General features: G+C 39.1%; 26 protein-coding genes. 14 read left to right on the top strand and 12 right to left on the bottom strand.

What is annotated here, in order from left to right:
- Window positions 1-276 precede the first annotated feature (276 nt).
- Complete coding sequence (locus tag GM920_RS06850; protein WP_182954787.1) at window positions 277-1,581, top strand: sensor histidine kinase; 1,305 nt, start codon at window positions 277-279, stop codon at window positions 1,579-1,581.
- 85 nt (window positions 1,582-1,666) lie between these two features.
- Here GM920_RS06850 and GM920_RS06855 read toward each other — a convergent pair whose 3' ends face one another.
- The 3 genes from GM920_RS06855 to GM920_RS06865 form a co-directional block, all read right to left on the bottom strand.
- Window positions 1,667-1,945 (bottom strand): hypothetical protein, encoded by a 279-nt coding sequence (locus GM920_RS06855; RefSeq protein WP_235964456.1) that lies wholly within the window; start codon window positions 1,943-1,945, stop codon window positions 1,667-1,669.
- 431 nt (window positions 1,946-2,376) lie between these two features.
- Window positions 2,377-2,769, bottom strand: coding sequence for a hypothetical protein (locus GM920_RS06860; RefSeq protein ID WP_182954790.1), 393 nt, complete (start codon window positions 2,767-2,769; stop codon window positions 2,377-2,379).
- A gap of 16 nt (window positions 2,770-2,785) precedes the next feature.
- The gene (locus GM920_RS06865; protein WP_182954793.1) at window positions 2,786-3,361 is read right to left on the bottom strand and encodes a hypothetical protein; all 576 of its coding nucleotides are present in this window, start codon (window positions 3,359-3,361) and stop codon (window positions 2,786-2,788) included.
- Window positions 3,362-3,545: 184 nt separating this feature from the next.
- On the opposite strand from GM920_RS06865, the gene GM920_RS06870 reads away from it, so the two are divergent.
- Window positions 3,546-3,977 carry a hypothetical protein gene (locus tag GM920_RS06870; protein ID WP_182954796.1) on the top strand — a complete coding sequence of 144 codons (432 nt, stop codon included), beginning with the start codon at window positions 3,546-3,548 and terminating at the stop codon, window positions 3,975-3,977.
- A 145-nt stretch (window positions 3,978-4,122) separates the two neighbouring features.
- Window positions 4,123-5,121 (top strand): phosphotransferase enzyme family protein, encoded by a 999-nt coding sequence (locus GM920_RS06875; RefSeq protein WP_182954798.1) that lies wholly within the window; start codon window positions 4,123-4,125, stop codon window positions 5,119-5,121.
- A 150-nt stretch (window positions 5,122-5,271) separates the two neighbouring features.
- Here GM920_RS06875 and GM920_RS06880 read toward each other — a convergent pair whose 3' ends face one another.
- The 3 genes from GM920_RS06880 to GM920_RS06890 form a co-directional block, all read right to left on the bottom strand.
- The gene (locus GM920_RS06880; protein WP_182954800.1) at window positions 5,272-5,889 is read right to left on the bottom strand and encodes a class I SAM-dependent methyltransferase; all 618 of its coding nucleotides are present in this window, start codon (window positions 5,887-5,889) and stop codon (window positions 5,272-5,274) included.
- A 90-nt stretch (window positions 5,890-5,979) separates the two neighbouring features.
- On the bottom strand, window positions 5,980-6,306 hold the full coding sequence (locus GM920_RS06885) for a hypothetical protein (protein WP_182954802.1): 327 nt from the start codon (window positions 6,304-6,306) through the stop codon (window positions 5,980-5,982).
- Window positions 6,307-6,411: 105 nt separating this feature from the next.
- A complete protein-coding gene (locus GM920_RS06890) occupies window positions 6,412-7,248 on the bottom strand; it encodes a carboxylesterase family protein (protein ID WP_182954804.1) in 837 nt (278 codons plus the stop codon).
- A gap of 245 nt (window positions 7,249-7,493) precedes the next feature.
- On the opposite strand from GM920_RS06890, the gene GM920_RS06895 reads away from it, so the two are divergent.
- Window positions 7,494-7,757 carry a hypothetical protein gene (locus tag GM920_RS06895; protein ID WP_182954806.1) on the top strand — a complete coding sequence of 88 codons (264 nt, stop codon included), beginning with the start codon at window positions 7,494-7,496 and terminating at the stop codon, window positions 7,755-7,757.
- A gap of 195 nt (window positions 7,758-7,952) precedes the next feature.
- Window positions 7,953-8,528: a metallophosphoesterase family protein gene (locus GM920_RS06900; RefSeq protein ID WP_182954808.1), complete on the top strand. Its 576-nt coding sequence runs from the start codon at window positions 7,953-7,955 to the stop codon at window positions 8,526-8,528.
- Between the two features lie 129 nt (window positions 8,529-8,657).
- Here GM920_RS06900 and GM920_RS06905 read toward each other — a convergent pair whose 3' ends face one another.
- Window positions 8,658-9,071, bottom strand: coding sequence for a VOC family protein (locus GM920_RS06905; RefSeq protein WP_182954810.1), 414 nt, complete (start codon window positions 9,069-9,071; stop codon window positions 8,658-8,660).
- 149 nt (window positions 9,072-9,220) lie between these two features.
- The gene (locus tag GM920_RS06910) at window positions 9,221-10,297 is read right to left on the bottom strand and encodes a DUF5700 domain-containing putative Zn-dependent protease (RefSeq protein ID WP_182954812.1); all 1,077 of its coding nucleotides are present in this window, start codon (window positions 10,295-10,297) and stop codon (window positions 9,221-9,223) included.
- 223 nt (window positions 10,298-10,520) lie between these two features.
- On the opposite strand from GM920_RS06910, the gene GM920_RS06915 reads away from it, so the two are divergent.
- Entirely contained in the window at window positions 10,521-11,279 is a 759-nt protein-coding gene (locus GM920_RS06915) for a tetratricopeptide repeat protein (RefSeq protein ID WP_182954815.1), read from the top strand.
- Here the strand turns inward: GM920_RS06915 and GM920_RS06920 are convergent.
- Entirely contained in the window at window positions 11,276-12,298 is a 1,023-nt protein-coding gene (locus GM920_RS06920) for an LLM class flavin-dependent oxidoreductase (protein ID WP_235964457.1), read from the bottom strand. The genes GM920_RS06915 and GM920_RS06920 overlap by 4 nt on opposite strands.
- A gap of 102 nt (window positions 12,299-12,400) precedes the next feature.
- On the opposite strand from GM920_RS06920, the gene pncA reads away from it, so the two are divergent.
- From pncA to GM920_RS06945, 5 genes are all read left to right on the top strand, one after another.
- A complete protein-coding gene (gene pncA, locus GM920_RS06925) occupies window positions 12,401-12,991 on the top strand; it encodes a bifunctional nicotinamidase/pyrazinamidase (RefSeq protein WP_182954818.1) in 591 nt (196 codons plus the stop codon).
- Between the two features lie 120 nt (window positions 12,992-13,111).
- Window positions 13,112-13,705 (top strand): dihydrofolate reductase family protein, encoded by a 594-nt coding sequence (locus tag GM920_RS06930; RefSeq protein ID WP_182954821.1) that lies wholly within the window; start codon window positions 13,112-13,114, stop codon window positions 13,703-13,705.
- A 368-nt stretch (window positions 13,706-14,073) separates the two neighbouring features.
- Complete coding sequence (locus GM920_RS06935; protein ID WP_182954824.1) at window positions 14,074-15,294, top strand: hypothetical protein; 1,221 nt, start codon at window positions 14,074-14,076, stop codon at window positions 15,292-15,294.
- 75 nt (window positions 15,295-15,369) lie between these two features.
- On the top strand, window positions 15,370-15,597 hold the full coding sequence (locus tag GM920_RS06940; RefSeq protein ID WP_235964458.1) for a UPF0175 family protein: 228 nt from the start codon (window positions 15,370-15,372) through the stop codon (window positions 15,595-15,597).
- The gene (locus GM920_RS06945) at window positions 15,587-16,045 is read left to right on the top strand and encodes a DUF3368 domain-containing protein (protein WP_182954829.1); all 459 of its coding nucleotides are present in this window, start codon (window positions 15,587-15,589) and stop codon (window positions 16,043-16,045) included. The genes GM920_RS06940 and GM920_RS06945 overlap by 11 nt, the downstream gene beginning before the upstream one ends.
- 71 nt (window positions 16,046-16,116) lie before the next feature.
- On the opposite strand, the gene GM920_RS06950 is transcribed toward GM920_RS06945, so the two are convergent.
- Genes GM920_RS06950 through GM920_RS06960 form a run of 3 tightly spaced genes read right to left on the bottom strand, consistent with a single transcriptional unit; the run spans window position 16,117 to window position 19,153 of the window.
- Entirely contained in the window at window positions 16,117-16,644 is a 528-nt protein-coding gene (locus GM920_RS06950) for a hypothetical protein (protein ID WP_182954832.1), read from the bottom strand.
- Window positions 16,645-16,695: 51 nt separating this feature from the next.
- Window positions 16,696-18,276, bottom strand: a complete 1,581-nt coding sequence (locus GM920_RS06955) for a hypothetical protein (RefSeq protein ID WP_182954834.1) — start codon at window positions 18,274-18,276, stop codon at window positions 16,696-16,698.
- A gap of 4 nt (window positions 18,277-18,280) precedes the next feature.
- Window positions 18,281-19,153: an ABC transporter ATP-binding protein gene (locus tag GM920_RS06960; RefSeq protein WP_182954836.1), complete on the bottom strand. Its 873-nt coding sequence runs from the start codon at window positions 19,151-19,153 to the stop codon at window positions 18,281-18,283.
- Window positions 19,154-19,299: 146 nt separating this feature from the next.
- On the opposite strand from GM920_RS06960, the gene GM920_RS06965 reads away from it, so the two are divergent.
- The 3 genes from GM920_RS06965 to GM920_RS06975 all read left to right on the top strand — a co-directional run bounded on the left by GM920_RS06965 (window position 19,300) and on the right by GM920_RS06975 (window position 24,327).
- Window positions 19,300-21,831 carry an SEL1-like repeat protein gene (locus tag GM920_RS06965; RefSeq protein WP_182954838.1) on the top strand — a complete coding sequence of 844 codons (2,532 nt, stop codon included), beginning with the start codon at window positions 19,300-19,302 and terminating at the stop codon, window positions 21,829-21,831.
- 65 nt (window positions 21,832-21,896) lie between these two features.
- Window positions 21,897-22,847 carry a hypothetical protein gene (locus GM920_RS06970; RefSeq protein ID WP_182954840.1) on the top strand — a complete coding sequence of 317 codons (951 nt, stop codon included), beginning with the start codon at window positions 21,897-21,899 and terminating at the stop codon, window positions 22,845-22,847.
- Between the two features lie 94 nt (window positions 22,848-22,941).
- On the top strand, window positions 22,942-24,327 hold the full coding sequence (locus GM920_RS06975) for a PP2C family protein-serine/threonine phosphatase (protein ID WP_182954841.1): 1,386 nt from the start codon (window positions 22,942-22,944) through the stop codon (window positions 24,325-24,327).
- Window positions 24,328-24,346 lie beyond the last annotated feature (19 nt).

Genomic DNA, 24,346 nt, shown 5'->3' on the forward strand with positions numbered 1-24,346 from the left:
TAAAAATAACAAAAGTGAATGATCGAAATGCATTTTGAAACAAGAGCATATTTGAAAGCTTAATTTATGGCAAAAAAATTCAGGAGAATTAATAAAAGTAATGATAATGAAAAGATTTCAAACAGGATGCTTTTTATCGCCCGAACTAGGGTTAAAGTTGCAACCCCGACGGATACAGTTGTTGTTGTAACCTTTTAATTATTCAAGGGGTAAAGTAAATCAAAGATTATAGGTAAAAAGAGTTTATTTTCTATCTTTGAATTTAACGGCCCAAAATTGAAATCCCCAAACCAAATAAAGAAAAAATGGTCTGCATTAATTGGAGATGAATTGCATTATTCTATAGAATCACGCATTTTCAATTCTGTCAGTATTTTTGCAACTGCTATCGCTGCTATAAATGCCGTAATAAATTTTGCACTTGGCTTAGATTTATATGGCTACCTGATGCTCCCTTTAATAGCCATTTTGTTATTTGGTTATTATTTGTCTCGGTATAAGGATAAATTAAATATAGCTATTGGAATATTTGCCATCTCATTTAACCTACTTTGCGGAGGGACTTATTTTGCAGCTGATGGATCCAATGGGGTCAACCTTTTTACATTTATCGTCATCATTTTCATCCTCAGCACGGTAACGCCCAAAAAGCAATTCTGGATATGGATACCATTGAACATCATTTTTCTGGTCATTCTTTTAACCGTAGAATACTTGCATCCTGAGATGGTAAAATCAATTTATGTTGACGAACAGCATAGACTTATTGATACAGCACAAACATTTTTAGAAGTTGTTGTTCTTATATGCATCATTACGGTATATATAAAGAAGAACTACAACAGAGAGAAAGAACTTGCAAAAAACCGCCTCGTTGCTTTAGAAAACAGCAACCAAACCAAAAACAAATTATTTTCAATCGTTGCCCATGATCTCAACGCCCCACTATCCTCTATAGAAGCCTACCTTTCTCTACTTAATAAAATAAATCTCAGCAATGAAGAAAAGATGGAAATGGAAAAGCAATTGCTATCTTCTACCCGACAAACTTCCGAAATGCTTCAGAACATATTGTCATGGGCCAAGGATCAAATGGATGAAATTAAGGCAACCCTAAGTTCAATTTTTATTTATAAGACTTTGAATCATACTGTCAGTTTGCAAAAAAGCATAGCACAGGAGAAAGATATCAATCTTATTTTTTTAGCAGATAAAAACCTTAAGGTAATAGCAGATCCTGACATGCTACAGCTCATTGTTAGGAATTTATTAAACAATGCCATAAAGTTTTCTTTACCAGGCGGAACAGTGACACTAAGCATATCGGCTGCAAATGGCAAATGTATCCTATCTGTAAAGGATAACGGTATTGGTATTCCCGAAGACCAGCAACCCTTCATATTTTCTTTAAAGAGTAATGGAACTTATGGAACCAACAAAGAAAAAGGTGTAGGCTTAGGACTAAAACTAGTTAAAACCTACGTTGAATTACAAAATGGAAAAATCTGGCTTGAAAGCGGATTAAACAAAGGAACCAATTTCTTTGTTAGTTTAGATTTAGCGCCCAATCATCCGTTCTAAAAGGAGTTACAGGCATGCACATTCTACTTATCAAATTACCTATGTATGAGTGAAAGAGATTAATTCGCAGTCGAAGAAGATAAGATTATAACTTTTTTCGCACACACCAGGTAGTCATACTTCTTAGGCGCTGGACGTTGGTGGTTTTGATAGGTTCGTGGAGTTCCCCGCCAAGGCTTCTGGTGAGCCTAAGCAACATTTCCTGATTGACCAGAAAGCGTTCCGATCCGTCTGGAAGTATATATCTGCCGTTTCCGATGAACTGAACTGACGATTCGATACCCAATCTGCATAATGTTGCCGGCAGATGGTTGGTTGTTTCCATTTTGTTTTGATTTGTGGCTGATCCCTCCGCTTGAGGCATTCGCCGGTCCTATTAACTTGACATTTCATTATTTTTGGTGACACCAGGCTCCTTAGCGCCTTAAAAATCAAGGGTGACAGAGAAAAAAAACAGAAATAAATAGGAAGATGATTCTGGGAACGGCTAATACCTGAACAGAAGAAATGGCTATTGAACTTCAGGTTTATAAATGCTTCAGTAAATGATACAGGGAGATATCGCCAACATAAAGTTAACGATATATTTTGATTTTATGCAAGAAACACGCCTGGATATTGTCCTTGTCAAGGAATATCAGAAAAACATTGCCACAGCATAATAAAAACAACCATACCAGCAATACACTTTCGTTTTCACGTCAGCCCACATTTTCAAATTTCATTGCAGCAGAACTTCGGAGCTTAGAAAAACCCAACTTAGAGATTAGCAACTGCAATAAAAGTCAGCAGCAACTATTCTGCAATAAAGGCAAGTAGCCCCAGATCAGTAACCCCTGCAGCCAGAGGCGACTTCCCTTTAGGGTAATATTTAAAGGATATTAAACGCTTATATTTAAAAATATTTTCCGGGGTCATATGCATTAAAAATTCTCCATTGACAGTAACTGCAGGCACTTTTTCGGTAACTACAGATCCCATAAAAATTGGTCCGCCATGATAATTATTATACTTATAAGCATCACTTAAGAGTTTGTTCTTATACTGTAAACAGTCGAATCCAGTCTGAGCCACCATAACACTGTCAAACACAGCTACCGCTCTTTGATGCAAATGGGTAATTTTCACTTGTGCAATCAGTTGATGACAAACTAGAAAGGCAAACAAGAAGACGAGTACTTTTTTCATTTTTAAAGGTACTAAATTAAAGATGTAGTTCGAATTTACGTCGCTTAACGTCTTGTCGCACCGGTTCAGCTTTCACCTTTGTTTTAATAAGCACTCCATACTGCTTATCTGTTACCTTATAAGCTTTAAGCGCTTCCGAACTAATAATGTTTACATCAATAAATGTACTATCTGCAATGCTGGATAGATCGCCCTCATAATCTTTGTTTAAGACCTTTTCGTTTAAAATATACTGGATATTCTGGTCATCAGCATTATCCCCAAGTAACATCTTGTATTTCGCCGATTTTGTAGACAGGTACCCCTGAAAAAGTTTTCGGCAGTAACCTTTTGTTTCAATTAATACAATTCCGTTTTTACCCTTTTCACCGTACTTTTTAAAAGCTTCTTGCCTTAGCACGGTTACCAATGCAATATCATTAGGATTAACATTCCCTAACTCGGATTTGAGCATTTCTCTTCCATCAAGGAAAAACAGAGGGTCTCCACTGATTTTTTTTTCAGGTACCTGAGCCACAAGATTAACTGAATAAAGAAGAAAAAAGAACATAACAAAAGTGAATGATCGAAGTGTATTTTGAAATAAGAGCATATTTGAAAGCTAAATTTATGGTCAGATAATTCAGGGGAATCAATAAAAATAATGAAAAGTTTTCAAACAGGGATGTATTCATTTTTTTGTAAGCTACAAACAATCACTACTTGTATGAAATATTATAAATTAACAAAAGAACCGTGCATACAACGAATATTCCCTTTCCTTCTACAATGGACAAATGGGGCTCATTGACCAGAACGGCAAGTTCATCGGCAAGCCGGCAGCAATGACGTCACACCAAGGCTACGAAACATTTGATGAGCTGAAATTCGCACTTGTTAAAGCTTTGGACAGCAAGGATGATGAAGAATTAAAGCGCTTTGCTGATCAAATAGCCCCTTCTAAACATATACTTTTTTTCCTGAAAGACAACCCATTTAATCGCAAATCCATAGGTATTTTAAATATCGGACTCATCAAGCAGAAGTACTATCATGTTCTTTTGGAATTCAAACTAGACAAATGGCAGCGTCCAAACGCATATAATCACCGGTCTCTTCCTGCAGTTCCGGATTACACTGCTCATGAGGAAGGAGATTATGTAGGCAACATGCGCTATTGGATCAGAATGATATTATCCATGGCAAGCTCCCCCATCCTCCACAACTAAGTGACTAGATTTAGAAAAAACCTGCAAATCGTATGATTTGCAGGTTTTTTCATTTAACATCTACATTTATCTACTCCATAACATATGGAATAGGTTTTATTCTTCCCGTTGCGAAGTCAGGGTAAAAGTTTTATATTAGCCCCCTATGCCTATTTTTCAAACTCAATATTCAACGTTATCATCAACTGCATTAAAGATTTTTTTACAAGAAGAATATGGATTTGAGGTTCTTGAATGCAGGTATTTGTTGCGTGGTGTGAACGATCATTACCAAGTTGAAACCAAAGATCAGAAGTATATTTTTAGAATATACAGAAATACGCATAGATCACTTGAAGAAATAAGCTCAGAAGTATTCTTTTTGAATGTACTAAAGGAGAAAGGAATTCGTGTTTCATATCCTGTAAGTTCTTTAAATGAGGAACAAATATTAAAGTTTAATGCAGCCGAGGGCACGAGATACGGTGTCTTATTCAGTTATGCCCAGGGTGAATCATTCGGGATGTTAAGTGATCCCCAGCTTGCTCATCTTGGAAAAGAACTCGCAAGGATCCACAATGTCTCGGCCGAAATTACATTGCCATTTGAGCGTCGAGAGTACGATGTTAATACAACAATTACACAACCCATAAAAGCACTTGAGCCAATTCTCAAAAGAAATCCACCTATGGCTGCATGGATCGATGATACCATGAATAAGGTGATCAGCAATCTTAAAACTTTTGATTTATCTAAGTTTAGCTATGGCTATTGTCACTACGATCTTTTACCAAAAAACTTTCATTTTGACAATGAAAATCAGGTTACTTTTTTTGACTTTGATTTCCTTGGAAAGGGCCATTTAGTTAATGATCTAATGACTTTCTGGCTAGACCTTTCGCTCCATGCTACATTTAAAAAAATAAGTCAGGAAGAGGCCGATCGCCAATTTAGTGTATTCGTTGCAGCTTATAGGGACATCAGACAGCTTCAGGAAAATGAGTTAGCCGCAATCCCATATTTAAGCTTTGGATTTTGGATATTTTTCATGAATTTCCATCAGGAACACTTTGACGATTTTTCAAATCCTTTCTTTAACACTAGGTTTATAAATGAAAGGCTAGATTTGATAAAGACTTTAACGGAAAGCTATTGCCGCTTTTAACAGAAATACTTACTGACCTGTGATAAAAAGTGTCTTTTGCATTTTACTTTGTTTTAAAATTGATCATGCAAAAGTCCGCAGAAGTTAAATGTTAGCTGTTTCCAAATCAGGGTTAGTTGTGTCCAAAATAGCGGGTAGTAGCGCATAAGATTATAACATTTTTCGCACACACCAGGTAGTCATACTTCTTAGGTTCTGGACGTTAGTGGTTTTAATCGGCTCGTGGAGTTCCCCGCCAAGGTTTCTGGTAAGCCTAAGCAGCATTTCCTGATTGACCAGAAAGCGTTCCGATCCGTCTGGAAGTATATATCTACCGTTTCCAATGAACTGAACTAACGATTCGATACCTATATCTGATGCTAATCGGCAGAAAAAATAACCTCCGGGCTTTAAGACGCTCCACATGGAATTCAGCATGTCGTTAAAGTGGCTTAGATTCTCAGCGAAGTGGAGTACGGCGCTACTAATAACCAGGTCGAACCGCTCTGGTTCAAAGGGCAGCTTTTCTACAGCTGATACTTTGAAATTTGCTTCTGGATTGATATGAGAAAATTGACTGGCAAGGCCTCTGAGCTGTGAGATAGCTGCCGGGTTTTGATCTACGCCAAAAACCTCTACACCACTTTTTAAAAAGTAAAGCAGGTTTCTGCCTGTTCCGCAACCAGCATCTAGAATGGCACTGCACTCATCGTAAGTACCTTTAGCCAATTGGTCGAATAAATAAATATCAATATTTCCGAAGGTTTTCTGTATATACTCGCTTTTCATCTCTGAGACAAAGATATATACAAGGAATTAAGGATGGAAATCAAAAAAGCACATTACGCATCCATATAGCACAAATGAGAAACAAATCACCTATCTAATTGACAACTCACTACGAAGCGTCACCTCCCTCATTCTGTCCGCAAAGCGCTGGCTGTCCTTGATCGGCGCCAGAGTGGCCGAGTCCAGATGGGCCATGACCTTATAATCTATCAAGGTACTGCTGTAGCTAATACTGTCCTTTCCGTAGAAGATATAACTGTCAACGCCATTCTTTGTCGTTTTCTGTGGCTCTCCCGGGAACTTTACAGACAGTCTGGCGTCAATTTGTTTTGTTATCCAAGAGATCTGCGCATATGTTTGAGCTGTTGCCAGCAGCATTATCACGACAAGTAGCAGAAAAAAAGATGTTTTTTTCATGTTAATTTATTTATAGTAATAACATATTAATACCTCGATAAGAAAGTATCAATTTAACATAAAAAAAATGCAAGTTACTACTGAATCTCACAAAGATTTTCAAATTCAATTACGCCATTGCTTAAATAACCACTTAGGCACTGTTTCATTCAGCAGCAATGGAATGGTTATATTGTCATGGTTCAGTTCTGAGTATGTGGTAAAAATGATCTTTTTACTGTACTCAAGATTTTCAAAAAGCGCTTTGCTTCCGATATATGGGTTTTCCGTATCTTTTTGCCCATGGATAAGCCAGATATTTTTGCTTTTTAAGGCCTTTAGATTTGACAAATCTGGAACCGCAGCCACTGAAACTAGACCTGCAAACCGATTTGGTTCTAAACTCAACATATTCTGTGCTGTTGATGCTCCCATTGAATAACCGATCAGGTAAACCCTTCTGGAGTCTATGCTGCTGTATTCTTTCTGTAAATCCTTTACCAGTTCCAGTAGCGCACGGACTTCTTCTGATGGTTTTGAGATCAGCACTCCATTTTCATTTTCTACGTAATTTGAAGAACGTTCACTGAACTGCGGAACCAGAACAATACATTTATATCTTTCATAAATCTCGTCTCTGATCCAGATACGTGATAAAGGTTCTAATTGCTTTTCATTGTCTTTTCCAATTCGTGTAGAGTTATGCAGCGTGATGACCAATGGATATTTTTCATTGCTTTTATAGTCCTTTGGTAATAGAAGGCGATAAGGTAATTCTTTATTGTCTCGCTTATAGATTCGCTTTTGAAACTTATCTGTAGGAATATTGTTCAATATTGCCCGTGTTTGAACAAATGTTAAGCTATCAATTTTAATGTTATTACGGTTTTGAGTTTGGGCATATGAAAAGTTTGCGGCAAATAAACTTAATGTAAATATAATGTATCTGAGGTTATTCTGCATGATGAATTTGTAAGCGTTTTTGTTTTTGTCAGTTGTCGCTAATATAAGACAAAGACATCAGTCGACGATTGAAATCCTTAAGGCTTCAGCGATATAGTTTTCTTTGATTAGGCAGAAAACAGCTACACTTTCTTTCGGAAAGACATCAACTAGTCCAGTCAAATCAAAAAGGGTACATAGAAATGGATTATTTTGCATAAATTGTATAAAACAACAAGACCACTTCCACCAGCATTTTTTTTAATATGGAAACATTAAAAGTAATAGTAGCATTAGTAATGATGATAGGATTTTTCCTACTAATCAGTTATTTCACTAAAAATGAAGCTAAACTGGTGCTTTTTTTAAAAGCAAGGATTTTACTGGGATGTACAGCATCTGGATTTTTTATTCCTCAGGCAATCAATTCAAGTGCACCAAAACAAATTATTCTTTTTGCTCTGTTGGCTTCAGTCATTCTCTTTGGAGTTGTCTCTATGCAAAACAAATATTTCACATTAAAAAAATAGCATATCAAGACTCGGGAAATCATTCAAGTCGTAAGACAGCAGGCTTTTTCGCTTTAAACGGCTACAATTTTCGCAGGACTTCCGATGCTTATGGGCTAATCGTCAACCTCTGTTTTAATAACTTTGGTTTGCGCCAACCAACCTAAATAGGTCAGCTGAATTTTTACTAGTTTTGATTCCAACAAAAAATGCTCAATGAATAAAATTTGGTTTACTTCTGATCACCATTTCGGACATAACGGAATCATCGAATATGCCGGAAGGCCATTTAAAAGTGTAGAGGAAATGGATGAAATCATGATCCAGAAATGGAATGAAAAGGTAAATGATAAAGATGCGGTTTATTACCTCGGAGATTTTGCTCTTAATCGCCCCGAACGACTAAAAGAAATCCTTAAACGCTTAAACGGAAGTACCTACCTCATCACGGGCAATCATGAAGTGACTGCACTCGCCTGCAAAAAGAGATTTGAATGGGTTAAGGATTATTATGAGCTGAAAATTAATGACGACACCGTAAAAGGTGGGAAACAAAAAATCATTCTGTTTCATTACGCCATCAGAAATTGGAATGGGAAAGGTAGAGGCAGTTTCCATTTGTATGGTCACTCCCACGGAACACTTGAAGAAGATATGAATTCATTGTCCTTCGATATTGGGGTGGACAACCATGATTTTTATCCACTTGAATATAATGAAGTGAAGGCCATCATGTTAAAAAAGGAATCGGCATTAAAGATCCTAAACCGGGATATTCCAACTGTTATGTAAACAAAGAAAAAGGAATAGCCATACAATATAAAACAACATTGAGCGTCTATATATATGAGAGCGTTAATTTAGATAAAGGGAAATAGTCTTAGGATGATTTCCCTTTTCTTTTTTACCTGGAGATTGCTGTTATCCCTGGTGCTCTGGTGCGCCATTAGGATCCATCCATACAAACTCCCAATGATGACCATCCAGGTCTTCAAAGCTATGTTGGTACATAAAGCCGTAGTCGCTGGCCGGATTAGGTATGGTAGCACCTGCTGCTTGTGCTTTGTCTACCATTTCGTTAACAGCATCTTTACTATCCGCAGATAAGCAGATAGAGCACTCTACCGCCTTGTGTGCATCTACAATTTCCTTTTTAGTAAAAGTCTGAAAAAACGGCTTTGTCAGCAGCATTACATAAATGGTATCACTGATGATCATGCAAGTTGCTTTCTCATCGGTAAATTTCGGGTTAAAAGTATAACCAAGTTTGCTAAAAAAATCTACAGATCTGTTGAGGTCATTAACCGCTAGGTTCACAAAAATTTGAGTTGCCATAAGTGTTTCCTGATTTAGTATACTCAAATTTACGCTAAAGCTATGTAAGTGAAAATGTGCAATCACGACAAATTAAGGGGTTATTTACGCCTTACCTGTAAAAAAAGACATGCCGGACATGGTTGGTGGAAAATTACCCGTATAAAGACTTAAATTCTGTTCCTCCATGCCAGTAGTTTTTCAACAATAGCCTCAGTGCTTTTGTCGAATTGGTATGGCACTTCTTTCGGTTGATCTTGGTAAAGTTTAATGTAACTGCTGATAAAATCAAGTGGATCCTGAACGACCATTTCTGCAAGCACCTCTTTTCCCAGAAGGCGATCAAGTTTTCTGGCCATCTCTGCACCAACGGAGTAAGCAGCCTCCTCGTAAACCGGACTGAAGCCAATATTATAGACCGCTGCATACCGAGCATTGGAGTCGGTATACATTTTATATAGCATCATTTCGATCAATTTAAAATTCACCAATAACCTTTCCTCGTTTTTTCGTTGATTTTCTTGCTGTATCTTCGAATATCTACCTGGATTCTTAATCAGACCAAAATCCCCTAAACTTTCTGCAGTCCCCTCCGACCAAAGATTATAGATCAAAAAATAAGTCGCCTTCGTGTTATAGGTAGGTTTATCTGCCAACATCTTCTTTCTCGAATTTTGGCCAGCCTGCTGAACAGCATGATAAAGCTCATGCACCATAATTGTTTTAAGACCTTCAAAATCGCTCCCGAAATTCTGTAAGGCAACACAAAAAGCCCCCTCATCACCACTAACGAATCCTGTAGCAGTCCCGCCTAGCAGAAGATAGGCCCGAAGCTCTTGTGGAGGGAGAATAGCCGGAGTATAAGCACTGATTCGTTCTAGTATTTCGACAGTAAATGAATCCTTATTTAGCTTTAAGCCTGCAATCAACTTTTTTGTATGCTGAAGCTCCATACTCACTTTCCCCCATTGGTAGGGATCATCTCCATTAACTTTACCCGTCGTAATCATTTCTTTAAGGGTCTTTTTAAAAACTTGCTCAGTACCACCAGTCGAGTTGCTGGTTTTTTGGATCAAGAGTTTATTCCCATAGAGCGATGCAAACCTGGACAACTCTTCATCGCTCACACTTTTCAAGCCGACTAATCTGATCAATTCCTCTGCAGCCGAATAATCCATTGTTATTTTGTGTCTGGAATAGCTGTAGATTGGTGACGCTGAACTAAAATACGATAGTGTAATCAGCATAACTGTTAAGAACGCGAATCTGTTTATCATGGGATTCAAAGGATTTTGATTTACAAGAACCTGAAGTTAGTTAATTTACTAGATAAAAGATGTTTAAAATACATATGATGATTACAATCTAATTTCAGAATAGGATAAAAATCCTGTTTTTAAATTATAAATTCACGCACAGCATTAGGACAAAGCTTAGCGGAAATTGGCCATCACCATTAACTGATATTTTATGAGCATAAAAGAACAATACACCCTATACGAACAAATATCGCTTACCTACCTTCATGAGCAGAATTACGCGGCTTCAGTACATTTCTTTTTATTTTGTGTTAAACTTCAGCCAGAACATTCAAACGCCTGGTATGGTTTGGGAGATGCCATTTGCGAATTGGCCAATGAACAAAAATCCGGTGAAATTTACGATCTCGGAGTTTCTTTTATCAAGAAGAGCCTGTCTATCGACCCAAATAATGAATATCCCCGTTCCATTTTGGCAATGATGACTCAATCTACTGATGTTGGACCACAAAGAATTCAAGGTATTCCGACATTCAACGAAAAAAACATCAGCGAAATCAAGGAACGGTTTACCTTAAAGCAAGAAGCGTTAGCTGCTTCTTTTAAATCATGTTCAGATGACAATAGAATAAGACTAGCAATGTTTCTTTGTGATGTTTCAGATCATTTCAGCTTTAACTTATTAAACGAGGCCGTAATCAATGACAAAAATCTACATGTAAAGCTCGCAATCATGAAACGCTTATATGTATACTCTGCGCATCCACCCTTGAAAGAGACTTTTGAATACCTGGCTGAAGAAAACAGATGGCGTTCTTACAACCCCTATTTCTACCTGACACTAAAACAAATTAGTTATATTCTGCCACAGATCAACAAAACTGATTGGGCGACAAAAATATTAGAGGCCATAGATCCCTCGCAGATTCATCAAAGCAATGGTGGAAGTTTTGGTAGAAATGGCAGCTAAGCATTTTGGATAAGGGGCATCACTTTAGTGCCAATGAGTTCAATTGAGCTTAATAATTGCGCATGAGTTAGCCCGGCATTGTCCATCTGAAAGGTAAACCGATCGACACCCCCTAGTGCTTCACTATGACGCAAGAGTTTATCTGCTACTTGCTCAGGTCCGCCAACAACAAGCACGCCTTTTGGAGCGATCAAAGTATCGAACTGCGATTTGGTTACCGGTGGCCAGCCTCGTTCCCTGCCGAGTTTTGTCCAAAGTTCTGCATAACCGGGATAATAATCGGCAACAGCCTGCTCATTGGTTAATGCCACATATCCTGGTGAATGTAACCCTACCTTTAGCTGATCCGCAGCAAATCCGGCCCTATGCCCTGCCTCGCGGTACAGGTCGATCAATGGACGAAAACGATGTGTTTCACCACCGATAACAGCAGCCATTAATGGTAATCCCAATGTACCTGCCCTTACAAAAGATTCCGGTGTACCGCCCACGCCTAGCCAAACTGGTAATTTTTCTTGTAATGACCTTGGATAAACCGATTGATTATCCAGAGGGGCTCTAAACTTACCCGACCAGCTTACCAGCTCCTGATCACGTATTTTAAGTAACAAATCAAGCTTTTCTCTGAACAGGGCATCATAATCGTTCAGACTAAAGCCAAACAATGGATAAGCTTCTACCGACGAGCCGCGACCAACCACCAACTCAGCACGCCCTTTTGAAATCAAATCAAGCGTGGCAAAGCTCTGGTAGGTTCTTACCGGATCCGCTGCACTCAACACGGTAACTGCGCTGGTTAAGCGTATACGTTTAGTGCGACTAGCTGCAGCCCCCAGAATCACAGCAGTAGCAGAATCTAAATATCCCTTCTTATGATGCTCACCAATGCCAAAAACATCCAGTCCTGCCTCATCAGCAAAAGCGATCCTATCTAACAATTGTTCCATCGCATCCACGCTACTAAGGCTGTTGCTCCCGTACATCGCAGAAGCAAAACTGTCTATTCCAATTTCCATCATGTTTTACTTATTAAACAGTACTGTTATCAATCATTTGTAACAAAAAAAAGATGATATTGTTTATGTCCTATATAAGCCGGTTATCAGCTCAAAACTTTATTTATGAACGCGTTAATTATTACCGATGTGCAATATGATTTTTTACCAGGTGGCGCTTTAGCCGTCAACCATGGTGATGAAATCGTTCAAACAATTAACCAACTACAATCAAAATATGATCTGGTAATAGCCACTCAAGATTGGCATCCAAGAGGTCATAAAAGTTTCTTTACTTCCCACCCAAATAAAAAGCCATTTGAAGAAATATGGTTAAACGGATTAAATCAGGTACTATGGCCTGAGCATTGCATACAGGGAACAAAAGGAGCAGAATTGGTTTCAGAACTTTCAACGAATGCTATTGAGGCTATTTTTAGAAAAGGGATGGACAAAGAAATTGATAGTTACAGCGGTTTTTTTGATAATGGCAGAAAAAAGTCTACAGGAATGTCCGATTATCTTAAAGGAAGAGGCGTTACAGAGGTAGCTGTTTGTGGACTGGCTACCGATTATTGTGTGTATTACACCGCCAATGATGCTTTAGACTTAGGCTTTAAATCAAGTATTATAGAACGAGCATCTAAGCCTATTGATCCGGAAAGATATGAACGTGTTAAGAAAGACTTTCAATTGAGAGGCGGGTCTATTCTATAGAAATGAACTACCTGTTCTTGATTTTGCGTATCTTTAAACAAGGTATATTACTGATAAACAAGCAAGAGACCGAATTTAGAAAAATTTTTTAGACAAATTTTAAAATGAGGGTTAGTTGAGATGAGAAAAATTATTGTTTTATCATTTATTACATTAGACGGCGTCATGCAGGCACCTGGTGGACCTGAGGAAGATCCATCAAACGACTTCAAATATGGCGGCTGGACTGCAACTTATGCTGATGAGACTTCGGGAAAAGTCATGCAAAAACAGATGCAACCTGCAGACCTGCTTTTGGGCAGAAAAACATTTGAGATTTTTGCTTCTTACTGGCCTGAGCATGCTGAGCATTGGCCAGGTATCAATGAGGTCAAAAAATACGTGTTGTCCAACACCATGAATGAATCTGATTGGGAAAATTCTGTGTTCCTTTCCAGCCTGTCGGCTATCGAAAACCTAAAAAATTCTGATGGCCCTGACCTCAAAATTTGGGGCAGTAGCAAACTCGTCCAGCTATTACTTAAGCATGATTTGGTAGATGAATTCTGGCTCAATATTCATCCTGTTCTTCTTGGTAAAGGGAAGAAGTTGTTTGACAGTGAATCGATTCCTGCAGCATTTGAATTAGTAGAGAGCTTTGTTACCCCAACTGGTGTAATTATGGCCAATTATAAGCGGGCGGGAGAAGTGAAGACAGGGACTGTTGGTGCTTAAAAAAATGGTCTAATCTGTATGATTATCACCTTTGTTCCCGAGTAGCCAGCACTCGCCTGGCAGCCTCAACTGCAGCTTTATCGTATGTTTTCCTATTTACAATCTTTTCATTTAATTGCTGATCACTATGATGTTTAAATGTCGATTTATATTGTGAGATTTTATTTTCATAATTTTCAGTGACAACAATGCGTCTTTTGGAAAATTCAGTTCCATATTTCACACATGGGAAAATTATAAAACAGGTATGGGTTATGATAAAAAGATGGGTTCAAGACTCCATAAACTAAATATATAGTTGTATCTTGTTTTCGAAAAAGGAGACAGAGGAGATTGGGGACACATACCAAATTGTAAACAGATCATTCATGAAAAAGACGTTACTATACTTCGTTTTATTATTCCCATTATATACTTTTTCACAGCAGGTCACAGATCCGTTTAAAATAGGTGGTAAATTGATAGAAGCCGGAAACTATCTGGGCGCACGGGACACTGTGCTAAAAATTAAAAATGCTTATTATTTAGCGCATCAGCTCCAGGAAAATGTTGCTCCACCTACCCTGGAAGATCAAGCGCTGGCATTCTTTGGATCATTAGTTGGAGATACTTATACCCTAAACTGGAAAAGAAGCAAACTGCGGGCAATGAAAGGTGAAGGAGTTAATTTCAGTCCGGCTATTGACTATATTATCAAGGCTTCTAAAGATCAGCAAGTCGTGATGATCAATGAAGATCACAACACACCTAAGCATAGATTACTGAGTTACAATTTATTGGAAGATTTTTACGCTTTAGGTTATAGATACTTAGCCGTAGAGGCTCTGGAGAATGATTCCTCCTGTATCAATTTAGGATATCCTCAAATCAAATCTGGTTTTTATACACAAGAACCGAATATGGGCAATTTGTTAAAAAAAGCATTAAAGCTTGGCTTTAAACTTGTTCCATACGAAAGTACTGATGAAACTGAGTATGATGGCAAAAGTGAATCCTATCTGGATAATATTAGGGAAGTTAATCAGGCAAAGAACTTGTATCATATTTTAGAAAAAGATCCTCAGGCAAAGATCCTGGTGCATGCTGGTCATGGCCATATTTGGGAAAAAGGAGGAGATATCATTTTTATGGCTGAATATTTCAGAATTCTTTCGGGTATCAATCCACTAACCATTAATCAGTCGATCAATAGTATGGATGAGTTTAAAGAAAAATTAGACTCAGCTATAAATATCCCATATGTGGTTTTAGATAAAAACAACAAACCCAAGATATCCGCAGGTGATGAAATAGGTTCCTATGATCTACTTGTGGCCTGGCCATCCCCTCAAGAAGCATATGGAAGGAAAGATTATACCCTATCAAAAAAGGGAACGCATTTACATTTGATAACGGTTAACAAAAAAGACATTGATAACCTGGTACAGGTTGTTTCCTTGGACCCAAAGAATGACATCCCAGTAGATCAGTTTGTAGTAACTAAAAATACTTTAAAATATGGTTTAGCTTTAGAAAAAGGGCAATACTACCTCCAAATAGTTGATAAGAATGGTCATGTCAGCCGAAAAGAAAAAATCAATATCTTATAATTTTACCAAGCCTCTATAAGAGGCACATATTTTGTTTTAAATTGTAATAATACGTATCTTTATAAGATGACTACAATGACTATACAAGTTCCAGATGCCCTTGAAAAAGAGCATGATGAAACAATACGCCTTATTGCAGCCAAGTTGTATGAAGCAGGTAAGCTTACCTTAAGACAGGCCGCTGAAATGTGTGGGATGAAAAAATGGGATTTTGCTGAAATCCTGATCAAATACGACGTACACTACCTAGACCAGAGTGCATCTGAAGATCTTGAGACATTCAGGCATGCTCATGCAGGATAAAATTGTCATTACCGATGCCAGCTGTTTTATAACGCTGGATAAAATAGACGGTATGCATTTGCTCCACTCCTTGTACAAACAAGTAATTACCACCCCTGAGATCGCTGCTGAATATGGGAAAAGATTACCTAGTTGGGTTGATGTCATAGCAGTACGAAATCGTGACTTATTATATAATTTTGCTGAAATTGTGGATATTGGTGAGGCGAGTGCGATGGCTCTTGCAGCAGAAATCCATGCCGACCTTCTAATCATTGATGATGCAGGAGGCAGAAGATTTGCTAAGAAACTTGAACTAAACATTATAGGAACCATAGGTGTAATACTCAACGCCAAGCTTAATGGTATTATTCCTTCAGTTAAACCCTACATTATCAAGATACAGCAAACCAACTTCAGAATTTCTGAGTGGTTGACTACTCAGATTATCAAAGACGCCGGAGAATAATACTACTTCCAGACATCTAAAGTGACAGTGGACTACACCACTTTCATATCAAAATTCACTTCAAGAAACATTTAATCCTTAAATTCTACCCAACTTTTATGAAAAAAGATAGGTGTTAATATGACCTTATCCTTTATTAAATTTGCCTCCACAAAATCGCCAGTACGTTTAACAAATTTTATTTGGGTATCCTCCATTGCCCCGGAATAGTAATAGGAGCCATAATCGCAGTGATAAGGATTCCCTTCTACATCTTTTGTAAAAACAGATACCAGTAACAGTTTTCTTGAATTTGTATCTGGTGCTTGATAACCAAAAATCCTATAATCTGCTCTAATATTTTCGAACATATTCAAGGAGCTATCACTCCTGTAGACAATCGCTTTTTGAATCATCTCATCATTAATCTGATCCGGAGCTTCCGCTTCAGGTTTTTCCTTTTTAGTTGGACCAGATTGAACGGTATCTTTTTGCCCCGATTCAACATGGCCCTTAGCCTTTGAGGCCAATGTATCTGCTGTTGTGTTAGTCTGCTTTTTTCTGGCATCACCACAAGCAAAAATTAGTAATAAGCAAAAAAATAAAAGCAGCTTGTTCATATAAATTTAGATTTCTTATGATTCGTATTTTCAGAAATGAAACAGCCAGGCTTACAAATGCCTGGTCTGGTATCTTCTCGCTACGAAACTAATAAGTAACAATACCAGGTTTAAAGCCAATACCAAAAGCAGACCCAAGTTCATATTCTGATGGGGCAAGCTACCTAAGTAATCTGTAACAGGCAACTTGTTCAATACGCTATAGGTCAGCAAAAAGAAAAACACCTCGAACAGCTTTTTACCGCCGGTTAATATCCCTAAGGTGACCGCTAACAACACCAGAAATATTGCGCCATTGATCACATCTACGATCGCATAAATACCAGCGGCTAAAGCGCAACGAATAATCACCGGCAAACATAAACTGACTGCCAGAACTATGCCGGCCAAAATCTGTGCAGGTAACATTCGCTGTAAGGGCTTATAGGAAGCATAGGCAAAATAATGGACACGGTTAGTCTTCTCTTTCGTTGCCAACTCCGACCAACGGGTTACCTGTAAGAATAGTAAGATGGGCAATAAATAGGCATGTGCTATATTTAATGGCACAAAACACATCGCGATCCATAGACCCGAATTCAACAGCCACAACCATTTGTTGCCCTGCCTGATCAGTAATAAGAACTCTGTCTTCACTAAGGGATAGATACCATAATTAAAAGTTAGACTGGGCAGCGCTGCCTTATTCATACCGATTGGCTTGGTCATCGGTTGAGCCAGGCTGATACTTGCGGCTTCCTTTTCACTCTTTTTCGCGCTTAGCGCTTGCTTAAAATCGAAGCGATGAAAAAACAGGGAAGAGATATAAACCAATGCAAAACCCATGGCCATCCACACCAGGCGACTCCCAATAAATAGGGCTGACCAATTCAAACCTTCCCAAACAAATGGCTTATAAACTTTCTGTCCATTAAAGATAAAACCAAAGGACACCCCTTTGATGTTTTCAGCATAATGGGTATTGATGTGATTGGTTACACTTTTGGTAATTAGACTTAAGCCGAATGGGTCAAAAAGACCAGAGGCTGAAGCCTCGCTTTTGCTGTTGATAAAGCCCATGCAAATACCGCATAGCATGAAATAGACAATATATTGAAGGATGTTGCGCTTCCCTAAAAACACCTCTCCTACTACAGCCAGAGCGGCTACGACAAACAATGCCGGCACCGCAAAAAACATATAGGGCAATATAAAATTGCTTAAAATAAAGGGATAGCCAGTTCCACGGATTAAAAACACCCCAATGCTGACACAGAAGGTAATTCCAGCGATGGTAAGCAATACCAGATAATTACTCAGCTGTTTGCTCAACAGGTATTTAAAGTTGCTAATGGGTGTAGTGGCGATGATCAGCCCTACTTCAGTATCAATGTCTTTTTTGATCCCACTGTTGATCAGTAGAAAACCAAAATAAGACAACATAATGGTCGTCATAATACCTGATACATAACCTACCCAGGCCGAATTGTAGGCTCCCTTATAGCCATTGGCGCTTAAAGTCGTATAGCTCGCATCTTGGGCAGGTATAAATGAATAGGCCATAAATATGGTAATGGCCAGGGTAATCAAAAAGGAATAGCTTCGGGTACGTTGCAGGTAATCAGCTTTGATGATCGGGTAAATATATTGCATACGTTTAGCTATTGTTTTGGGTTAGGAACAAGTAGGCATCCTCTAAGGTAGCAGTAACCGGAATGGATGATGGAGCAGCACTCCCTGATGTACTGATATAGCGCACCTTGATCTGGTCTGCCTGACGTGCAGTATCGATTACTTTATGCTGATGTTTGAAGGCGTTAAGCTCGCTATTATTTAATAGTACTTCAAAGATGCGTCCCTCTGCCTGTTTAATGATCTCATGTTGCGGTGCATGCGTGATCAGCTTACCCGATTGCATAATCGCGACTTCATCAGCAATGGTTTCAATATCAGAAACAATGTGTGAGGAAAGGATGATGATGCTATCCTGGGCTAAATCGGCAATCAATTGTCGGAACCGCATCCGCTCTTCAGGATCCAGCCCTACGGTAGGTTCGTCAAAAATCAAGACCTTGGGATCATTCAGCAGGGCCTGTGCGATACCAATACGTTGTTTCATTCCACCAGAATAACTCCCGATAGGACGTTTAGCATCCGCGGTCAGGTTAACACCTTCTAACAGCAGGTCAATTCGTTGGCGAAGCCCTTTACCGCCTACCCCTTTCATGGCAGCAATATATTCCAGAAACTCGTAAGCGTTGAGATTCGGGTATACCCCAAAATCTTGTGGCAGATAACCCAACACCTTGCGAATGGAATTGGGATTTTGGACGATATCTATATCATCTAAAAGAAGGCTGCCTCCAGAAGGTTTGCTAATGGTAGCTATAATCTTCATTAAGGTAGATTTACCCGCGCCATTTGGCCCTAATAAACCCAAAACTCCCTTGTTTATGGTCAGTGAAAAGTTAGAAACTGCGGTCTTTTCTGCGTTGTATTGTTTGCTAAGGTTGGTTATCGAAAGCGCCATGTATAAATATAAAATTATATGGTGGTAAGACACCACATTAACCACAAACGTTACAGCAAGAGAAAGAAATAGGTTTTTCTTAATAAATGGCATAAAATTGGCTCTAAGCTTTGAACTATTTGTAAAACCTTTTAATTTAAGCTGAATTGTCACACCGCACCTATTTATACAATATCAATACCCCATCAATTGCAGAAAATGCCGATACGATGATGATGGAATGGGGATATGAAATGCCGCTCATGCTTCAGCCTTTATTAATTGAAGGGGGCTTTATTTCTGGCAATAATTACAACAATCACGTGGAATTTAATGACTCGGGTCTGTACTATCATGCAAAACCTGGTATTGAGAACCTGAAGCGGTTTTATGATTTTTTGGAAGACCAGCCTGAGCTCATCGAAAATATAGAAAAGTTTAAAGCTGCCCGCGACAAACTATTCAATTATTTAGATCAACTTGATGGAAGTTACCTCCACCTCGATATGTGGGATGTATTAAATATGGAGGATAAGCCTCATGCTGAACAGGCGAAGGACTGGATGGCTACCATCGCACATAACAACCAAGTCATCACCTTGGCGATGGACTCGGGAGACCATAGTCTCCTTAACTATAAAGCGCTTAAAGATGTCAGCCCTGCTTTTACCTCCTTCCCAAAACTATTAAATTATGAAGACTATGATTATGGCTGGACCTGTATCTGGCAGCCTTATGAAGAAGAATCAGCATTTGAAATATTTGAAGAAAATCAACTTTGGGGACTAAAAGATAAAAATGGCGCGGTATTGTTAAATCCCCAGTTCGACGAATTTTACAATTTTGGTCCGCATGACCTGGCAGTAGTTTCAAAAAACGGCAAATTTGGGTATGTGGATACTACAGGAAGGATTGCACTTCCATTAATCTGGGATGATGCTTTTGACTTTGAACATTCGGGAGTCGCCGTAGTGGCCATGCAAGAAAAAATGGGGCTGATCAATACTGATGGCACCCAACTTACTCCGCTCATTTACAATGACCTTAAAGCCATTGAAGATGGTGACTATTTTAATGCAAAAACAGCTGAACTCTGGGGTGTCATCAATACTTCAGGAGCGGTCGTTATTCATTTCGAACATGAAAATGAAATCCAGGCGGGCTATGGCTTTTACCATATTGAGGTAACAGACCAGAAAAATCAAAAGATATTCAATCAGTATTTCAATTATCTGGGTGAATTCCCACTTCAGACTGTAGAAAACCTGGAAAATGGACTGTTACTAATTAAACCTCACAAGGGTTTCAATTTTAGCGCCATATATAAAAAGGACGGTACACCACTCATTGCTGAGTTTGAAAAAATAAGACGGGAGACCGATTTCCCGGATCTGCTGGTCCTAAAAAAAGGTAAAAAATACGGTGCCATCAGCAGAAAGAATGAAGACTTTGTACTACCCTGCGAGTTCGACGCAATTTTGGATATCGGAATTGCCATGAAAGGCTACAAAACAGACATGGCACTGGTTCAGCAGGGGGATCAAAAAGGCATATATGATGGGACCGCTGAACGTTTATCCTGGATTATTCCCCCGGACAATTATCAGCAGATCATGTGGCTCGATGAAATGGTTTTCGCTTTGCAGAAAAATCAAAGTTGGTGTATCGCAAATCTGTCGACCAATGATTTTAGCGACTTTGCGTTTGACTTGGTTATCCGACAACCAGGTGAAGAGGGCTTTGCCTATGCTCTCAAAGCAGCCGAGGTATACACCATTACAGAGACAGCGATTAGACCAACACCAAAAGCAGTTGCATTGGAACATGCCGGCGATGATTACGCGTACCATTTTGAATATGAAAGTAGGAAAAGGCTGTTAGTTTATGGAAAAGGCAAAAAAATGGAGGAGCAGCAGCTCCAGGATGAACTGACCGATATACATACTTTATTCGAACTTGCCGGAGAAGCTTTTCTCCTTGAAGACTATGCCCAGGCCATCCGTTTCTATACGGTCGCATCAGAGAAAGGCTATACCCCTGCCATGAATAATCTTGCACACATTTACTATATGGTTAAGGGATATGAAGATGATCAAAAAGCCTTCTTTTGGTATCAAAAAGGCGCTTTAGCAGACAATGAAAATGCGATGAACGGGCTGGGTATGTGCTACAAATCGGGCATTGGCTGCCCGGTGGATATTGATAAAGCACTATACTGGCTGAATAAAGCTGCTGATGCGCAACTGGCTCTGGCCAATAACAACCTGGGAGACATTTATGCAGAAGATGGACTTATCCCTTTTAATCTAGGCAAAGCGCTGGAACACTTTCAAGCGGCAGCAAAGCAAGGAGAACCCAAATACAACTGGCTGGGTTATCTGCACGATTCCAAAGGCGACTACGAAAAAGCGGTTGAATATTATCAATTGGGTGCTGACCAAGGAAATGAGGTTTCAGCCTATAATCTTGGTATTTTATATTGCTATGGGCTGGGGACCGAAAAAAACATAGCATCGGCAATAGCATACTTAGAACTTTCGCTAGACCTTGGGTATCATCATGCACACCTAGAGCTCGCTAAAATTTACAGGAATGAAGTGGGATTTAAAGACGAAAAGAAAGCAGAAGCACATATTAAAGCAGCTCGTGCAGCAGATTTAGAAATACCTGAAGAGCTGTTGACAAACAAGAATCGCTAGTTTATACATTGAAATGGCTAGCTTTACCGTTATATAAAATTTACAAGATCATTAAACGTTTAGAAATGGAAGAAAAACCTTCTTTTTGGCAGCGAATTGGTATACAAGATTGGTTTTTAAGTAACAACAATGCCGATCCGGTAGCTAAAGCACAGCCACTTACGCCCGATACCGTTTATGCCTATATCATAGAAAAATTCAAAGAATCTATTGGGGAGCTGTCCTTTGCGGAACGCGTAGTTTTTTACCATGAATATATTATTTGCTTAAACACGGATGATTACCGGGCGTTTATGGACAACAAGAACGGACTCTTCGGCTTAATTGCCCAGGAATCTGTAAAGAAATTTTATGAAATATTGAACGACTATGCCGCAACTGGCAAAAGAGTGGAGCCATCTAGTAATAAATGGGTGTTTCGATTTGTTTCGCATCCGGATTACAAATCTGGTGATAAAGGTTTTATAGGTAAATTAATGCCTGATAGTGGTCAGAAGCAAGAAAATCTGAGGGTTACTTTTATCCCTAGACAAACCGGACTGGCTCAAACATTCGACATCAGTAACGACATCTTAAAGGATTTTATATTTTACAGCGAAGGTTATTATGAGATCCCATACCTGGCCAATTTAAAATTTGCCCCGAAAGCGGAAGTGGTAGCCGAAGATGTATTATTGGCAAGATTTGAAACTACCCTACCTGATAAGGCTTACTCCGGACAAAAGCTGGAATACCTGATGAAGTCTAATGACATCATTGTTTCCGGAAATGAGGAAAGTAGAACAGATTCGAATGTTTTCAAAATTCCATCGGAATGGGTAAACTCGCCACATTTACAAATCAGATACCGTAAGACTGAAGAAAAATTCTCCCTAGCTTCCTTCGGAGAAAAAACTATCCTCAATGAAAACCTGGTCGAGCGCAGTAATCCGGATGATCCGAAATGGGTAGAACTGCCTGTAAATTCAAGAATCATCCTGAATGGAATTATTGGCATCAATATATTTAAAGCCTAATTTATGTCGCAAATCCTTTCCTTAGCGTTATTGCTTATATGTTTAATATTACTCATTGCACATTTCGTGTCCATTAAAAAGTCGACCAACAAGAATGATGGATAGCAACTATTTTGGAATAACAGATACTGGAAAAGTACGGGGCAATAATGAAGATACCTTTATTGCCGAAAAAATAGCCGGGGGAGATTTTGTGCTTGCCTGCGTCATAGATGGCGTTGGAGGTTATACTGGCGGCGAAGTTGCGGCCGCTATTGCCAGAGACACGATTTTAAGACTCCTGGATAATCCTTCGGGAGCGCTCGGTCAGTTAATGCAACATGCGATTGCCGAAGCAAACGATCAGATTCTGGCTGCCAAACAGCAGCAAAAGGAGCATGAAGACATGGCTTGTGTGCTTACCATCGCCATTGCAGATCTGAAAAACAACCAGTTCTACTATGCGCATGTGGGCGATACAAGACTTTATTTGTTGCGCGACAATTCCTTAATAAAAATATCTAAGGACCAATCTTTTGTTGGTTTCCTGGAAGACTCGGGGCGCTTAACCGAGGAACAGGCCATGCAGCATCCTAAACGTAACGAGATCAACAAGGCCTTAGGGTTTGCAGGAAATAACATCAGGGAACAGGAAGATTATATTGAAACTGGGCACTCTCCTTTCCTACCGGGTGATCTGATCCTGCTTTGCAGCGATGGCTTGTCGGACATGGTGAATAAAGAAGGCATCACCAATATACTGTCCACAGAACTGACATTAGCCGAAAAGGGTTCAGCCTTAATTGAGGCAGCCAACGCCAATGGCGGTCGCGATAACATCACGGTAGTTCTGGTTAAAAATGATAAAGCGGCATTTGTTCATGAGGCTACAAAACCAATCTCTCCGGCTAAGAAAGAGAAAACTGTTGTTCTAGCGGCCGAGCCTCTTATTATAGACCAGGCCAACCAGGAGGATCAAGTCGTTTCGATTAATCGTCCAAAGAAAAAGCAAGGCAGTACCATAAATACCATCATGCTGCTTATGGCCGCTATTGTGTTTGTTGCAATTGCTTTCTTTATGTGGAAAACGTCCAATACACCAAGGCCCGTTCATCCAGTTCCTGACTCCGTAATTGTTCAACCTACTCAAGCTTTTAAACTACAGGATACCTTGAACAAACTGAAAGGAAACATCCTGATATTGGATACTGCAGTTTTTAAATCACCGATACTGATTACGGAACCCATTCGGATTAACAGAGACAGTTTATATTTAAAGGCAGAAAGTAACCTGGTGATTAAAAGTGATACCGGATACAAGGGTCAGGCATTCCTGATCATGCCTGTGAATAAAAGCACCTTATTAGAGAACTTTACTTTTGAGAATTTTGATGATGTCAGCGCTTTACAGAAAAAGGGAGTGCTACTGAAAAACGTACAATTCATCAGAACTGATGTGCCGGTTGCCAAGAAAAACCCACCTGCTACAAACAAAAAATAATTAAGTTAATTAAACCATC

This window comes from Pedobacter gandavensis (assembly GCF_014172405.1).
Lineage (GTDB): Bacteria > Bacteroidota > Bacteroidia > Sphingobacteriales > Sphingobacteriaceae > Pedobacter > Pedobacter gandavensis.

Bases quoted from the DNA above. Each gene is read 5' to 3' on its own strand.
- GM920_RS06860 (WP_182954790.1), bottom strand. From the start codon at position 2,769: ATGAAAAAAGTACTCGTCTTCTTGTTTGCCTTTCTAGTTTGTCATCAA.
- pncA (WP_182954818.1), top strand. From the start codon at position 12,401: ATGAACGCGTTAATTATTACCGATGTGCAATATGATTTTTTACCAGGT.
- GM920_RS06975 (WP_182954841.1), top strand. From the start codon at position 22,942: ATGATGGATAGCAACTATTTTGGAATAACAGATACTGGAAAAGTACGG.
- GM920_RS06895 (WP_182954806.1), top strand. From the start codon at position 7,494: ATGGAAACATTAAAAGTAATAGTAGCATTAGTAATGATGATAGGATTT.
- GM920_RS06960 (WP_182954836.1), bottom strand. From the start codon at position 19,153: ATGGCGCTTTCGATAACCAACCTTAGCAAACAATACAACGCAGAAAAG.
- GM920_RS06915 (WP_182954815.1), top strand. From the start codon at position 10,521: ATGAGCATAAAAGAACAATACACCCTATACGAACAAATATCGCTTACC.
- GM920_RS06890 (WP_182954804.1), bottom strand. From the start codon at position 7,248: ATGCAGAATAACCTCAGATACATTATATTTACATTAAGTTTATTTGCC.
- GM920_RS06900 (WP_182954808.1), top strand. From the start codon at position 7,953: ATGAATAAAATTTGGTTTACTTCTGATCACCATTTCGGACATAACGGA.
- GM920_RS06855 (WP_235964456.1), bottom strand. From the start codon at position 1,945: ATGCCTCAAGCGGAGGGATCAGCCACAAATCAAAACAAAATGGAAACA.
- GM920_RS06950 (WP_182954832.1), bottom strand. From the start codon at position 16,644: ATGAACAAGCTGCTTTTATTTTTTTGCTTATTACTAATTTTTGCTTGT.
- GM920_RS06935 (WP_182954824.1), top strand. From the start codon at position 14,074: ATGAAAAAGACGTTACTATACTTCGTTTTATTATTCCCATTATATACT.
- GM920_RS06880 (WP_182954800.1), bottom strand. From the start codon at position 5,889: ATGAAAAGCGAGTATATACAGAAAACCTTCGGAAATATTGATATTTAT.
- GM920_RS06885 (WP_182954802.1), bottom strand. From the start codon at position 6,306: ATGAAAAAAACATCTTTTTTTCTGCTACTTGTCGTGATAATGCTGCTG.
- GM920_RS06875 (WP_182954798.1), top strand. From the start codon at position 4,123: ATGCCTATTTTTCAAACTCAATATTCAACGTTATCATCAACTGCATTA.
- GM920_RS06865 (WP_182954793.1), bottom strand. From the start codon at position 3,361: ATGCTCTTATTTCAAAATACACTTCGATCATTCACTTTTGTTATGTTC.
- GM920_RS06970 (WP_182954840.1), top strand. From the start codon at position 21,897: ATGGAAGAAAAACCTTCTTTTTGGCAGCGAATTGGTATACAAGATTGG.
- GM920_RS06905 (WP_182954810.1), bottom strand. From the start codon at position 9,071: ATGGCAACTCAAATTTTTGTGAACCTAGCGGTTAATGACCTCAACAGA.
- GM920_RS06940 (WP_235964458.1), top strand. From the start codon at position 15,370: ATGACTATACAAGTTCCAGATGCCCTTGAAAAAGAGCATGATGAAACA.
- GM920_RS06870 (WP_182954796.1), top strand. From the start codon at position 3,546: ATGGGGCTCATTGACCAGAACGGCAAGTTCATCGGCAAGCCGGCAGCA.
- GM920_RS06910 (WP_182954812.1), bottom strand. From the start codon at position 10,297: ATGCTGATTACACTATCGTATTTTAGTTCAGCGTCACCAATCTACAGC.
- GM920_RS06945 (WP_182954829.1), top strand. From the start codon at position 15,587: ATGCAGGATAAAATTGTCATTACCGATGCCAGCTGTTTTATAACGCTG.
- GM920_RS06920 (WP_235964457.1), bottom strand. From the start codon at position 12,298: ATGATGGAAATTGGAATAGACAGTTTTGCTTCTGCGATGTACGGGAGC.
- GM920_RS06955 (WP_182954834.1), bottom strand. From the start codon at position 18,276: ATGCAATATATTTACCCGATCATCAAAGCTGATTACCTGCAACGTACC.
- GM920_RS06930 (WP_182954821.1), top strand. From the start codon at position 13,112: ATGAGAAAAATTATTGTTTTATCATTTATTACATTAGACGGCGTCATG.